Consider the following 15,207-nt stretch of genomic DNA (forward strand, 5'->3'; position numbering starts at 1 on the left):
ACTATCGACACGTTTTATCTGTTTCTTAAGATAGAAATATTAAATTAATGAGTGAAAACGCTTAATTTATCACCTTATCATTTTCATTTTTTTCATTAAAATTAAATTATCGATAGTACATAAGGAGAGGAAATAGTGAAAAAAAATCAATGGAATCATTTAAAGTTTAAAAATCTTAGAATTGGTTGGAAATATAGTGTTGCTTTAAGTTTTGTTATTATTCTATTTATTCTTTCAACATTTATTGTTAGTTATATGATCTCCAATACTGGAGAGACAGTAGATGAATTAGATCGACAGGCTGATCGTGCTGTCGCAATTACTGAGATGGGATCATTGTTTAGAGAAAAATCAATTCAAGCGGTTAATTATGCAGGACTACAAAATTCCTCTTGGATATCACAAGCTGACTTTCGAAATATTCAAGAAGAATTTGATGAGATTAAATCCGTAATGGAGGAATCATTAGTTACTCAAGAGCAGTTACAATTATTTTCCGAAATTGAACAAATTGATCAAGAATTTAACACGTTATTTTTTCAGGAAATTATTCCTGTAGTAAATACGAATGATCAAAGTGCTTTGTATGTCTTAGTTTCAAGAGCCAATGATTTAGGAGATAATATGATTCATGCTTTAAATGGGTTAAGAGAAACGGTAAACACAGAAAGAACAATCGCTACAGAGAATGTGCATGAGTATTTAAAGAACTCACATGTGGTTTTATTAATCTCTATGATTATTTCCCTAATTGTAGGAGCATTGATTATTTATCTTATTAGTCGTGTAATATCAAGAAAAATGAAGGCGCTTATTCTATTTAGTCAAGAAATTGCAGCAGGCCAATTGTCTTCAGAACTAAAATACAACGGGGAACAGGACGAAGTGGGGCAACTGTCTAAAGCGATGATAACGATGCGAGAGGACCTAAAGGATATGGTTCAAGAGATTAAAAAAGTATCTTATGAAGTGGAAACGCAAAGTAGATACATGATTGAGCAATCTACTGAAGTAAATCAAAATTCTGATCATACTCTAAATGCGATGGAAGAATTATCAGAAGGATCTGATCATCAAGCGAAGTATGTAGTTGAAATGTCGGAGTCAATGGAGCATTTGGTAGAATATGCTAATCAGGCGAATGATCGAGGGATCTCTATTGGTAAATCTTCAAATAGTGTCTTGGAATTAACTACTTTAGGTGAAGAAAAAATGGCAGAATCCGTTACTCAAATGAAGTCAATAAACAAGGTAGTAAAAGGTTCTGTTGAAAGAGTTAAAGGATTAGAAAATCAAACGCTTGAAATAACGAAACTTATTCAAGTAATCAAAGATATTAGTGAACAGACCAATTTATTAGCTTTAAATGCTGCAATTGAAGCTGCCAGAGCAGGTGAGCACGGGAAGGGTTTTGCTGTTGTAGCTGATGAAGTAAGGAAATTAGCTGAACAAGTTACACACTCACTTGAAGATATTAAGCATGTTGTTGTTCAAATTCAAAATGAGTCAACAGATGTTAGCACTACTTTACTAACAGGTTATCAAGAAGTTGAACACGGAACAACGCAAATAAATGAAATGGAAATAACATTTAAGAAAATTAAAAAAGCAATATTAGTAATGTCAGATAGCATAAACGTTGTACAAGATAACTTGGGTGATCTATCTAATCGATCTACTCAAATGAATAGATCGATCCAAGAAATTGCATCAATCTCACAACAGTCAGCGGCAAGTATTGAAGATAATACACAATTCACGAACAATACAACAAAATCTATTCAAGTAATTAAAGGAAAAGCAGATGACCTTAACCAGTTATCTATTAAATTGAACAAATTGATGAATAAGTTTTCCTATTAATCGGCTGAACTTGCAGTAATTAAAGAGTATAGCATCACTTTGTTTTCCACGTGCATCCTAGCCGACAAAAGAAGCGTAGCCTATATTTGCCTCAGTGAAAATTTGTCGACGCGACCAAGGTGCTATGCATAGTGGACTAATTGAAAACAACTTAAAAGTCATGAGTAAAAATGTGATAATTATAAATAATCTGCACTTTTTTAATATAAACGATGTAAAAGCTTTTGTTTATTTAATGATGAAAATTAAATAATTGTATAAAATGAGATAAATTATGATCTAGGTTGCTTGTTATGAAAAGGGTATCATTGTAGTCAGATAAAGAAAACGCTCTCAACTGAAAGGGGAAAGAAATGAAAGAGAAAATTATTTTAGAAGCTATAGGGATTAAAAAGCGTTTTGGTGAAACGGTGGCTTTACAAGGTGTAGATATTAACTTATATCGTGGTGAAATAAGAGGATTAGTTGGAGAAAATGGTTCTGGCAAATCAACCTTTTCTTCTATAATAGCAGGAATTCAAAAATCTTTTAAAGGAGAATTGATTTATAAAGGAAAACCTTACTTACCTTCAAATATGGTTGAAGCGCTTCAAAACGGTATTGGTATGATTGTTCAAGAAAAAGGAACGATTCAAAATGTAACCGTAGCAGAAAACATATTTTTGGGTGAATTAAACAAATATGGAAGATTTGGATTATTAAATAAAAAAGAACTTTATAACAAAGCAAATCAGGCTTTAGACAACATAGGTATAACGAATATTAGAGCAGATGATATGATCCAAAACCTGAATATGCAAAATAGAAAGTTAATTGAAATTGCTAAAGTGGTGTTTAAAAACCCAGATATTCTAGTGATTGATGAAACATCTACGGCTTTATCTTATGAGGGAAGACAAATACTGTATAAGATAATTGAGGATTTTAAATCCAGAGACAAATCCGTTGTACTTATATCACATGACTTAGACGAGTTGATAGAAAAATGTGATACACTCACTGTTTTAAGAGATGGAAAGTTAATTAAACATCTGAATAAAGCTGAATTTGAAGAGGATTATATTAAACAACTTCTAGTAGGTCGTGAATTAGAAGGAGATTATTATCGAAGTGATTATAATCACGAAGTTAGCAGTGAAGTTGTATTAAAAGTGGAGAATTTAAATAAAGAAAATGATTTAAATGGAGTTAATTTAGACTTGCATAAAGGTGAGATTTTAGGAATTGGTGGTTTGTCTCATTGCGGAATGCATACTCTGGGGAAAGTAATATTTGGTTTTGAAAATGCTGAAGAAGGTCATGTCTCTATTCAAGGGACGAAGATTATCGATGAAAAAACTGCGATGAAAGCGGGTCTAGGTTATGTTTCTAAAGATCGAGACCATGAGGCGCTTTCGCTAAATAGTAGTATTCGAGAGAATATTTCTATCGTAGGTTTAGATATCATAAAAAAACATAATTTAATTTTCAGTAAACATGAAAAGGCTTACGTTAAAGAACAAGTGGATATCTTCAATATCAAAGCTCAATCCATGGAACAATATGTAAGTGGATTGTCAGGTGGTAATAAACAAAAAGTAGTATTTGCTAAGTGGATGGGACGTAATTCAGATATTTTGGTCCTAGACTGTCCCACTCGCGGTGTAGATATTGGAGTGAAACAAGCGATGTACCAATTGATTATTAAACTAAAGAATGAAGGAAAATCTTTTATTCTCATATCTGAAGAGTTAAGTGAGTTGACCGGTTTAGTTGATCGCCTTCTAATTATGAAGGATGGAAAAATAACGAAAGAATTTTTTAGAGATAAAGAACTTTCTGAGTCCGATATTATTAATTACATGATTTAAGGGGATGGCATTATGGTGGAACGTTTTACAAATAAATTTAGTGGTTTAAAAAGAATAACAAATTACTCCTCGTGGTTTGGTTTGATTGCTTTAATTAGTATTTATTATATTCAAATGGGGGAGAGCATAACCGCATATAGTATGGGGATTATTATTGAACAGGCAGTTATTGTCGCAATTGTTGCGACGGGTGCTATTTTTATCTTCTCGTTTGGACAATTTGATATTTCGTTAGGCGCAGCAACAGCTGTTGCTGCAATGGTTAGTGTAATAACTTATAACCGAACAGAATCAATTTTTCTAATGCTACTTGCAAGTATCTTAGTCGGTGTATCGATTGGTGTAATCGAATCTATACTTGCAGTATTGTTAAATCTACCAGTTTTCGTATTAACTGTTGCAATGTTAAGTATATTGAGCTCATTAGTAAGAGTTTTACTAGGTGGACAATCTAGTATTAGTATACCGAGTGACGCGGTTGCTGCTTTTGACAATGTTCCATTTAAACTATTTATTTTAATCTGTTATTTCCTACTTTGCTTCTTTATTTTTAATTATACGAAAGTCGGGAGAGAGAGCAAGTTCTTAGGAGCTAATCCAATTGCAGCAAAACAATCTGGCGTTTCAAATAAAAAAATTACTATTATCGCTTTTATCCTTGTAGGAATTGGTGTAGGATTGGCTGGATTTTTGACGGTTATCAGAGCACCTATGCTGGGGCAAACGACTGCTGCTTCACTGGGGTTAGACGTACTGGTTGCAATCGTGTTCGGTGGAATGCCGTTATCCGGTGGAGCTCGATCAAAAATAAGTGCGGCAGTTGTAGGTGCATTTTCCATTGTTTTACTTAATCAGGTTTTATTATCTTTTGGGTTTTCTTCTGGTCAAAATCAAATCGCCAAGGCAATTTTATTTCTCTTTGTTGTATTTGTAGCAACAATTAATTATCGGAAGAAGATACTGCCACGTTAATTCTGTTATAAAAACATTTCATTGTTTTTATATAAAAAAATAAAATGGAGGTTAATTAAATGAATAAGTGTTTGAATAAGATTGGTTTATTAGTATTCAGTTTATTGTTGATCGGATTACTTGCTGCATGTAATGGTGATAGTGACCCTCAAACAAATGGTGTTGATAACGGTGCAAATGAGGAACAAGATCAAGGACCGACTCAAAAAATCGGAGTGCAAATTTATGATGCAACAGATTCTGAATTAATTGCTTTTAGACGCTATTATCAAGATTATATTGAGGATAATTACAACGTAGAATTTCTATTCTCAGATTCTCTTGATACGGCAGAAGCAGAAAGAACTTCCACTGAGAACTTTATAAATCAAGGGGTTGCGGCGATTATTTCTTTCTCTGATAGTGACAGAATGTCAGTTATTCAAATGACGGAAGATGCAGGTGTATATTATGCAATCGGAGCAGGGACACTTAGCGACGAGCAGTTAGATATGCTATCTGATAACGAATACTTTGTTGGATCTATTGGGCCATCATTAGCAGAGGAAGAAGAAGTAGGATATGATATGGCTAAACATTATATTGAGCAAGGATATACGAACTTTTTACTTTATGCGGGCGGATATCCATTCGTTGATATGCACTTAATGAGAACGCATGGTATGATTCGCGCCTTGGAAGAGGTTGGTGTTACTTATAACGCCCGTGAAGATGGTCAAATAGGTACTTTTGAAAGTGATGAATACACAATTAACACTGTGTATGGATTCCCAGATGATTCTGGTGCATTTTTTGGAACAGTAGCCGAGAGAGTTAATGAACCGGGCTTGGAAGTTATCCTTACAGCGGGATTAGGTGTGGAATTCTTTGGAACTGCATTAGCTCAATCTGGACAAGATATACGCATGGGAACTGTTGCTTCATTTGAAGATGCTTACTATGAAGGTTTTAGTGCGGGTCAGGTAGATTATTTAGCTGGAAAATTTTCTTCTTCGATCGGACCTATTTTTGCAGCTGTCTATAATGCAATTAATGGTGACATGGAAGTTGTAAGAAATAATGGAAACCCTTTTCGTATTGACCAAGGTTACTGGATCGCAACGAATGTTGATGAATTTAATGAAATGTATGAAATGTCTAATAGTACAGAAAATCCAGCTTATACGAAAGAATTGTTAGATATGGTTATTAAAAGTGAGAATCCTGACACAGATTATGATAACTTCGAATCATTTGTTCAAAGTTATTCATTTGATGAAATTACCAATTTACAAGATTAATATTTTTCAGAGAATCCAACTTACCTTGTTGGATTCTCTCAACTATAGATTAAGAGGTGTTTACGTAATGAAATTATTTCAAAGTATTAAAAAAATTGGGATAGTTATTTCTATACCGGTTGGTGTATTTGTTGTTTTAACCTTTCTCACGCAAATACAAGGCATATCATTATTCGCTCATGCTGGACATGTACAAACATTTGTAAGATCAACGACGATTATTAGTTTTACAGCATGGGCACTAGCATTAAACTTACAATCTGGTAGATTTGATTTTTCATTGGGCTCAATGGCAATCTTATCTTCAATTATCGGAACACAAATAACGATTAACTATGGTCTACCTGCATTTTCATTAATCTTTGTTATAGTTTTTATCTCAGGTTTACTTGGGTTGTTTTCAGGCCTCGTGTATATTACGTTAAAATTAGCACCAATTATTACATCTGTCGGTGTTATGTTGATTTATGAGGCATTAACTTTTGTTTTAACTGATGGACAAGGATTATTAATTTCAACTCAATTTGATTTGCTAGTACTTCCTTCAACAAGAAACCTTCTAATCATATTATTAGTAGGCTTTGCTATTGTTTACTTCATCATGAATCATACTCAATTTGGCTATAACCATAAAGCGTTGCAACACGGACAAGAAATTGCAGTGAATACTGGATTACCTGAAAAACGAAATGCCATTTTGACTTATATGCTTGCAGGTATGCTAATGGGAGTGGTTGGATTCATCAACATGACAACACAAGGTTTTACCGGTGTTTCCCTTAATTTCACTTCTATATCTGCGATGTTTATTGCATTCCTCCCTATGTTTATTGGTGGTTATATTGGAAGGTTTAGTGAAGAAAGATTTGGTATTTTTATTGGTTCATTAACAATGGGGCTTGTTACGTTAGGATTTGTTCGCTTAGACTTGCCTCGTCAAACTCAAGAATTTGTAAATGCACTTCTGTTATTGGCATTTTTAACATACCTAAATAATCAGGGACGATTAAAGTTAATCTTTGCTTTTAGAAAGAAATCAGTGAATCATTCCAAATAAAGAAAAGAGAGAAAAGGTGATTAACATGAATCATTTAAGGGAAAAACCATTCAACTTAAACGACAGTCAAATTGCATGGGTGAAAAGCTCGCTTGATAGTTTAACAATTGATGAAAAAATTAGCCAGTTATTCTGTCTAATTGCATATTCTAGTGATCAAAATTATCTGAAATACTTAGCGAAAGATCTAAAAGTTGGGGGCATAATGTGCCGAACTATGCCAAAAAATGAGGTTCTTGCAACAGTTAAAGGTCTGCAACAAGAATCACGAATTCCGATGCTTATCTCTGCTAATTTAGAAGCTGGAGGAAACGGTGTTTGTACAGAAGGAACGCGAATTGGTTCTCAAATGCAAGTTGCAGCAACAAACAATCCTGAAATGGCGACACGATTAGGAGAAGTTTGTGGTAAGGAAGGATCTGCTTTAGGCGTTAATTGGTCATTTGCACCTATTATTGATATTGATTATAATTTTCGAAATCCAATTACAAATACAAGAACATTTGGTTCTAATCCAGAGCAAGTGGCTGAACTGGGAAAAAGATATGTAGAGGCACTTCAAAGTTATGATGTTGCTGCTGCAATTAAGCATTTCCCAGGCGATGGGGTAGATGAAAGAGATCAACATTTAGTAACTTCAATCAATGACTTCTCTACAGAAAAATGGGATGAAACATTCGGTAATGCATATAAGGCTTCGATAGATGCAGGAGCAAAATCGGTTATGATCGGTCATATTTTACAACCAGCTTATACAAAATACTTTAATCCTGAGATAAAAGATGAAGATATTCTTCCTGCAAGTTTAAGCTATGAGCTTACAACGAAATTGTTGAAAGAAAAACTAGGCTTTAATGGTTTAGTAATTACAGATTCAACGACAATGGCAGGTATGGTGATACCTATGAGTCGAGAGCAGGCAGTACCACAAACAATAGCGGCTGGTTGCGACATGTTTTTATTTACGAAGAATATTGAAGAAGATTTTTCATTTATGAAAAAAGGTTTTGAAAATGGTGTCATAACACCAGAACGTTTAGATGAAGCAGTTACAAAAATTTTAGCATTAAAGGCATCCTTAAACTTACCCCAGAAACAAAAAGATCGAACACTTATTCCAGATGAAGAACAGGTAGATACTTTCTTAGGAACTGATTTGCATAAGCAATGGGAAGTGGAATGTGCTGATCAATCGATTACGCTCGTTAAGGAAGAAAAAAATGTTTTACCAATAAACTCAAATAAATATAAACGTGTTTTAGTTTATGGAATTGAAACGAAACAAGGAAATATAGGCTTTGGTGCTAAGGAAGGTGCTGTAAATGCATTTGTAAAGAAATTGGAGAATAGTGGATATGTTGTTGATGTTTTTCAACCGAAACCAGGCTTTGAAGGTATGATGACTCCTTATAACGAAATTCAAGAAAACTATGATCTTATCATTTATATAGCAAATATGGCTACGAAGAGTAACCAAACCATTGTGAGAATTGAGTGGGAAGAACCAATGGGAAGCAACGTTCCTGTCTATTTTACTGAAGTTCCTACTATATTCATATCTTTAGAAAATCCTTATCACTTAATTGATGTACCAAGAGTAAAAACCTATATAAATACGTTTGGATCGTCTGATGTAATTATTAATAAACTAATAGAAAAACTAGAAGGAATAAGTAGTTTTAAAGGGGTTAGTCCTGTAGATGCATTTTGTGGTATGTGGGATACAAGACTACAGTAGAGGAGAATAACATTGAATAAAGTTAATGCTATAATATTTGATTTGGATGGAGTCTTAGTTTCAACAGATCATTTTCATTATAAAGCTTGGAAAAAAATTACTGATCAATTACTAATACCTTTTGATGAAGAAGTTAATAACTTATTAAGGGGTGTATCTAGACTAGAAAGTTTAGATATTATCCTAGACCATTCAGGACTTGAGGTTTCAGATTCAGAGAAAAAAATGCTAGCTGAGGAGAAAAATCAGTATTATGTTGAGTTTTTGCAAGAGCTTAATGAAACAAATATTGATTCAGATGTTACTAGCACTCTTGAAATTTTGATTGAAAAAAATTATAAACTTGCTATTGGCTCTTCGAGTAGAAATGCTAAATTTATTCTTGAAAGAACGAAGCTAAAACAATACTTTGACGCGGTTTCAGATGGGAATAATATCTTAAATTCAAAACCTCATCCTGAAGTATTTTTAAAAGCAGCGAGTTATTTAATGGAATCACCAGAAAATTGTCTTGTTGTTGAAGATGCATACTCAGGAATCGAAGCAGGAAATGAAGCAGGTATGATTACTGTTGGAATTGGTTACGCTGCTGATGCTGATTCCGCTCAATTCTCCATCAAAAAATTATCTGATATATTGGAGGTTCTAAAGAATTAATATGAGTCGAATTTATAAGTTAAAAGTGAATCACATAACAAACCCAATTGGTTACAATTTTGATCGTTTGAATTTATCTTTTGATGTGCGAGAAGAATCCCCTTTTCAAGGGGCTTCTTTTCATCTGCAAATAAGTACAGATGAACTTTTTGATAATATTTTTTATGAAGAAGATATATCACTTGGAAATAGAGCGAATATAGAAGTTGAGCAGTTTACTTTAGCACCACAGACACGTTATTTCTGGAAAATAAAAGCACACTTGTTAAATGGAGTTATAGAAGAAAGTGAACGTGCTTATTTTGAAACTGGTTTAATGAAGGAATTCTCGGCTGATTTTATCACCCCATCTTTTCAAGATGAACACCCCGTTTTATTTAAGTCCTTTAGAATAAATAAAACCGTGAAGAACGCTAGACTTTACATATCTGGTTTAGGATTATATGAGGCTTACATCAATGGGAACAAAATTGGTGATGAGTACTTAGCGCCATATTGTAATGATTATGATGAATTTATTCAATATCAAACGTACTCTCTATCTGATTTGCAAATTGGAGAAAATTTAATCTCCATAATACTTGGTAATGGTTGGTACAAAGGTAAATTCGGATTAAATCAAAAGAATAATATCTATGGAGACAAATTTATATGTATTGCTGAACTTCATGTTGATTATTGTGATGGAGAAAAAGAAGTTATTCAAACAGATAATACATGGTCGGCAAAGAAATCATTTATTCTAGACAGTAATATATACGATGGTGAATATATTGATCTTCGTAAGCAAGCTGAAGAAGAATTTTTTTCTGTTGATACAGTCAATTATGATAAAAGTCGGGTAGTTGAGAGAAAAAGTTTATCGGTTGTTGTTAAAGATGAGATTATACCTAGATTATTAACCAATTCATCGGATGAACAAATTCTTGATTTCGGCCAAAATATGGTAGGGTTTGTAGAGTTTGAACACCATGTAAATGAAGGAGAAAAAATTCATTTACGGTATGGAGAGATTTTACAAGAAGATCATTTCTATCAAGATAATCTTAGAACAGCAAATGCTGAATTTGTCGTAATCAGTGATGGAAAGAAAAATACGACGAGAAGTCATTTTACCTTCTATGGTTTTCGCTATGTAAAAGTCGAAGGAATCAAACAGGTCAATCCTAACGATTTTAAAGGGAAAGTTATCTATTCTGATCTTGAAAGAACAGGGTATATTAAGACATCTGATGAGAAAATTAATCAATTAATTCAAAATGCCTTATGGGGGCAAAAAGGAAATTTTCTTGATGTTCCTACAGATTGTCCTCAAAGAGATGAGCGTTTAGGTTGGACAGCCGACGCTCAAGTGTTTACAGCAACTGCTTGTTTCAATATGGATAGCTTACCTTTCTATGAAAAGTATTTACATGACTTAAAAGTAGATCAAGAACACTTTAATGGTGGTATACCGAATTACTCACCTTCTTTTAAAGAAAGTATTGCAGCGGGGAGTGTTTGGGGGGACGCGGCGACCATTATTCCATCTAAATTATACGAATTTTATGGTGACCAAAAGCTCTTGGCTAAATCTTATTCTCTGATGAAGAATTACGTGGATTATGTTCATCGAATCGATGAAGAAACTGGTTCAACAAGGTTATATCAAACTGGCTTTCATTTTGGAGATTGGTTAGCTCAAGATGGTATGAGTGAGCAATCCTTAAAAGGAGCCACAGATGATTATTACATCGCTTCAGTGTACTATTATTATTCTGCAACCCTTGTTTCCGAAGCGGCAGACGTATTAGGCTACCAAGATGATGTGAGATACTATGCTGATCTAGCTGCAGAAATTAAACAAGCGATATTAAATGAATACTTTTCTCCAAATGGTAGATTGACCATTGATACCCAAACGGGCTATGTTTTATCATTGGCATTCGATATTTATATTGACAAAGCCAAGATCATTAATGGTTTGAAGAATCGATTGAAGAAGGATTATTATCGTATTAAGACAGGGTTTGTAGGGACTCCACTAATCTGCAGTGTTTTGGTAGATCATGGCCTAGAAGAAGAAGCATATCGTTTATTATTTGAACAAGAACATCCGAGCTGGTTATACGCAGTAAACCTTGGAGCAACAACGATATGGGAAAGATGGAATTCTGTTTTGGAAGACGGAACAATCAGTGGTACGAACATGAATTCCTTAAACCATTATGCATACGGTTCGATAGTTGAATTTATTTATTCACGTATTGCTGGTTTACAATCTACAAAGCCAGGATTTAAATCAGTAGCCTTCAAGCCTACACCACATTTTCAACTTAAAAAGATTCATTGTACGTATCATTCTGTCAGTGGAGTTTATGAGATTAAATGGTCGATTGATCTACAAGGTTATCTAGAGATTGTGATAAGAAAACCACTGAATATAGAAGCTAGTTTAACTTTACCAAACTATTCTTCAGGTCTTGAAATATTAACTGGAAAAGGATCATTTATTAGTGAAAACATATTAACTATTGATTCCAATGAATTTTCTTGTCGTTATAAGCCAACAGTAGATTATAATTGCCCATATTCTAAAAAATCCGTTATTCTAGATTTAATGAAAAACCAAGAAGCTAAAGAAATAATTAAAGAAAAAATGCCTGTTTTTTATTCTTTTGTCAATGGGGAAAATGATGAATTTATCTCGTCAACATTAGAAGAAACGGCTTTCTTGCCAATGTGTTTTACAGAACCTACTGTAGTGGAAGAAGTTAATGTTCAGTTAAAAAGTATACGCGTGTAAAAAAACTACCCCAAAGCAGATCGAGGCTTGAGGGGTAGTTTTCCTGTTATTCAGCACATTAGTTCAAAACAGAAATGGAATACGAAGGTAATACAATATAGAATTCCATTGCTTTAGCCGAGTGAGTGTCAATTTTAGCTCTTTCGGTGTCGAAAACCGCCACACTCGATTGTTTATGTGAAAATATATAATTATTAAGTCATCGTCTCGGCAAATAAGGACAGTTTTTCTGCTAATAAAGATATTATAACCACACACATAAACCCATATAATGAAGAATAGATAGCGATTACACAATTGGTGGTGTTATACATGCAAAAATGTCATTTAGCAGTAGACATAGGAGCTTCAAGTGGAAGAGTGATGGCTGGTTTCTTGGCAGGTGAAAAGCTACAACTAAAAGAAATGTATCGTTTCGATAATCATATCGTAGAAAAAAACGGACATCTTTGTTGGGATATTGATCATTTATTTCATTCTATTAAAGAAGGGATAAAACAGACGATTGCACAGCAGTTTGAGCCTAAATCTCTAGCAATTGATACATGGGCAGTAGATTTTGTTTTGTTAGATGAAAAGGATCAGTTGTTAACAGATGCGATTGCATATCGAGATCATCGTACGGATGGGATGATGGAAGCAGTCTTTCAAACGATCGAAAAAGAAAGTCTTTATGATCGAACAGGCATTCAATTTCAAAAATTTAATACGATTTATCAGTTACAAGCATTAAAGGAACAAAGACCGGAAGTACTTCAACAAGCGAAAACATTATTAATGATACCAGATTATTTGCATTTTCTTTTAACCGGAAAAAAAGCAAATGAATATACCAATGCTACATCTACGCAATTGGTCAATAGGGAAACAAACAATTGGGATACTGAATTGTTACAAACGTTAGATTTTCCTGCAGATATTTTTCAAGAGATTCTTATGCCTAAGTCAACATTAGGCTCGTTAAAAAGTGAATTAGCTGAGGAATTCGGTATGGATTTTGACATTGTAATTCCAGCTACGCATGATACAGGTTCAGCTGTAATAGCTGTTCCAGAGCAAAAGGATACCATTTATTTGAGTTCAGGAACGTGGTCATTAATAGGTATTGAAAGCTCTGACCCAATCGCAACGAACGAAGCACTCGAATTTAATTTTACCAATGAAGGTGGAATCGATTATCGTTACCGTTTTCTGAAAAATATTATGGGGTTATGGATGATCCAAGAAGTAAAGCGATTAATGGATGACCAATATAGTTTCAGTGATTTTGTAGAATTAGCGAAAGCATCTGCGGATTTTACGAGTGTTGTTGATGTAAATGATGATCGGTTTTTGAGCCCGGAAAATATGATTGAAGAAATCCAATCATACTGCAAAGAAAAAGACCAAGAAGTTCCTCGTACTCCAGGTGAAATCGCTCAAACGATTTTTCTCAGTTTAGCAAGGAGTTATCGAGAAGCGATTGAACAAATAGAGTTGGTGACGGGACGTATCTTTGATCAAGTGAATATGATTGGCGGTGGCTGCCAAAATACATGGTTAAATCAGCTTTTAGCTAATCATGCTAACCGAACAGTTTACGCCGGTCCAATAGAAGCAACGGCGATCGGTAATATCGTCGTTCAGATGTTGCAAACAAAAGAGATTGCAAGTTTAGCAGATGCAAGGCAATTAATTAATCGCTCATTTGATATTCAAATTTTTGAACCAAAGGGGAAATAAGTTATGTCAATCGAACAAAGTTATCAGTTAGCAAAAGCACAATATGAAAAGTGGGGGATCGATGTAGAAGCAGCTTTTGATAAATTAAAGCAAGTCCCTATCTCTATTCACTGTTGGCAAGGTGATGATGTTAGCGGCTTTGAAGTGGATCAACAGGAATTATCAGGTGGAATTGATGTAACCGGAGATTATCCCGGAAAAGCAACAACGCCTGATGAGTTACGAAAAGACATTGACCAAGCATTGAAGTTAATTCCTGGTAAACATCGCATTAATTTACATGCGATTTATGCAGAAACAGATGGGGAAAAGGTGGAACGTGACAAGTTAGAGCCAAAGCACTTTCAAAATTGGATCGATTGGGCGAAAAAAAATGAATTGGGACTAGACTTTAATCCAACGTTATTTTCTCATCCGAAAGCTGCTGATGGTTTAACATTATCACACCCAAATCCTGAAATACGTGATTTTTGGATTAGACATTGCCAAGCGAGTCGAAAAATAGCAGAACATATGGGGAGAGAACTTGGATCACCAACATTAACAAATGTATGGATTCCAGATGGATACAAAGATACACCATCCGACCGACTGACACCGAGAAAACGATTAAAAGAATCTTTAGATGCGATTTTTTCAGACGAAATTGACGAGCACTACAATCTTGATGCGGTAGAAAGTAAGTTATTTGGAATTGGCTCTGAGGCTTACGTTGTTGGTTCTCATGAATTTTACTTAGGTTATGCATTAAAAAATAATAAGCTTTGTTTATTGGATACTGGGCATTATCATCCAACAGAGATGGTTTCGAATAAGATTTCAGCAATGCTTTTGTATAGCGATAAATTAGCGTTGCACGTATCTCGACCAGTTCGCTGGGATAGTGATCATGTTGTTACCTTTGATGATGAGTTAAAAGAAATTGGTCTTGAAATCGTCCGGAATAATGCTTTAGACAAAGTGATGATTGGTCTTGATTTCTTTGATGCGAGTATTAACCGGATTGCGGCTTGGACAATCGGAACACGTAATATGTTGAAGTCCTTGTTATATGCATTACTAATGCCAAATGAACAACTGAAAAAATACCAAGAAGAAGGAAATTTTACCGATCGATTAGCGGTCTTGGAAGAGTTTAAGACGTATCCAATTGGCGCGATTTGGGATTATTATTGCGAACAAATGAATGTTCCGGTTGGTACAGATTGGTTAAATGATGTTCGCGCATATGAAGAAAAAGAGTTAAAGAATCGTAAGTAATTTTTAAATGTTTATTAACATAC

Annotated in this window: 10 protein-coding genes; all 10 read left to right on the plus strand. The window is 34.2% G+C overall.

Annotated features, from left to right (window positions below; genetic code table 11):
- The first annotated feature begins 135 nt into the window (after positions 1-135).
- The 10 genes from OWO01_RS00095 to rhaA all read left to right on the plus strand — a co-directional run bounded on the left by OWO01_RS00095 (position 136) and on the right by rhaA (position 15,184).
- A complete protein-coding gene (locus OWO01_RS00095) occupies positions 136-1,863 on the plus strand; it encodes a methyl-accepting chemotaxis protein (RefSeq protein ID WP_268778381.1) in 1,728 nt (575 codons plus the stop codon).
- Positions 1,864-2,216: 353 nt separating this feature from the next.
- Entirely contained in the window at positions 2,217-3,713 is a 1,497-nt protein-coding gene (locus OWO01_RS00100) for a sugar ABC transporter ATP-binding protein (RefSeq protein ID WP_268778382.1), read from the plus strand.
- A gap of 12 nt (positions 3,714-3,725) precedes the next feature.
- Complete coding sequence (locus tag OWO01_RS00105) at positions 3,726-4,685, plus strand: ABC transporter permease (RefSeq protein ID WP_268778383.1); 960 nt, start codon at positions 3,726-3,728, stop codon at positions 4,683-4,685.
- A gap of 59 nt (positions 4,686-4,744) precedes the next feature.
- A complete protein-coding gene (locus OWO01_RS00110; protein WP_268778384.1) occupies positions 4,745-5,965 on the plus strand; it encodes a type 1 periplasmic-binding domain-containing protein in 1,221 nt (406 codons plus the stop codon).
- Positions 5,966-6,032: 67 nt separating this feature from the next.
- Entirely contained in the window at positions 6,033-7,022 is a 990-nt protein-coding gene (locus OWO01_RS00115) for an ABC transporter permease (RefSeq protein ID WP_268778385.1), read from the plus strand.
- Positions 7,023-7,047: 25 nt separating this feature from the next.
- Positions 7,048-8,760, plus strand: a complete 1,713-nt coding sequence (locus tag OWO01_RS00120) for a glycoside hydrolase family 3 protein (RefSeq protein ID WP_268778386.1) — start codon at positions 7,048-7,050, stop codon at positions 8,758-8,760.
- 12 nt (positions 8,761-8,772) lie between these two features.
- Complete coding sequence (pgmB, locus tag OWO01_RS00125) at positions 8,773-9,417, plus strand: beta-phosphoglucomutase (RefSeq protein WP_268778387.1); 645 nt, start codon at positions 8,773-8,775, stop codon at positions 9,415-9,417.
- 1 nt (position 9,418) lies between these two features.
- A complete protein-coding gene (locus OWO01_RS00130) occupies positions 9,419-12,202 on the plus strand; it encodes an alpha-L-rhamnosidase (protein ID WP_268778388.1) in 2,784 nt (927 codons plus the stop codon).
- A gap of 312 nt (positions 12,203-12,514) precedes the next feature.
- Positions 12,515-13,924, plus strand: coding sequence for a rhamnulokinase (gene rhaB, locus OWO01_RS00135; protein WP_268778389.1), 1,410 nt, complete (start codon positions 12,515-12,517; stop codon positions 13,922-13,924).
- 3 nt (positions 13,925-13,927) lie between these two features.
- Positions 13,928-15,184, plus strand: coding sequence for an L-rhamnose isomerase (gene rhaA / locus OWO01_RS00140; protein WP_268778390.1), 1,257 nt, complete (start codon positions 13,928-13,930; stop codon positions 15,182-15,184).
- The last annotated feature ends 23 nt before the right edge of the window (positions 15,185-15,207 follow it).

It is taken from the genome of Natronobacillus azotifigens, from assembly GCF_026805325.1.
Lineage (GTDB): Bacteria > Bacillota > Bacilli > Bacillales > Amphibacillaceae > Natronobacillus > Natronobacillus azotifigens.

Coding starts and splice junctions, on each gene's coding strand:
- OWO01_RS00100 (WP_268778382.1), top strand. CDS start 2,217: ATGAAAGAGAAAATTATTTTAGAAGCTATAGGGATTAAAAAGCGTTTT.
- OWO01_RS00105 (WP_268778383.1), top strand. CDS start 3,726: ATGGTGGAACGTTTTACAAATAAATTTAGTGGTTTAAAAAGAATAACA.
- OWO01_RS00110 (WP_268778384.1), top strand. CDS start 4,745: ATGAATAAGTGTTTGAATAAGATTGGTTTATTAGTATTCAGTTTATTG.
- OWO01_RS00115 (WP_268778385.1), top strand. CDS start 6,033: ATGAAATTATTTCAAAGTATTAAAAAAATTGGGATAGTTATTTCTATA.
- OWO01_RS00120 (WP_268778386.1), top strand. CDS start 7,048: ATGAATCATTTAAGGGAAAAACCATTCAACTTAAACGACAGTCAAATT.
- OWO01_RS00130 (WP_268778388.1), top strand. CDS start 9,419: ATGAGTCGAATTTATAAGTTAAAAGTGAATCACATAACAAACCCAATT.
- rhaB (WP_268778389.1), top strand. CDS start 12,515: ATGCAAAAATGTCATTTAGCAGTAGACATAGGAGCTTCAAGTGGAAGA.
- rhaA (WP_268778390.1), top strand. CDS start 13,928: ATGTCAATCGAACAAAGTTATCAGTTAGCAAAAGCACAATATGAAAAG.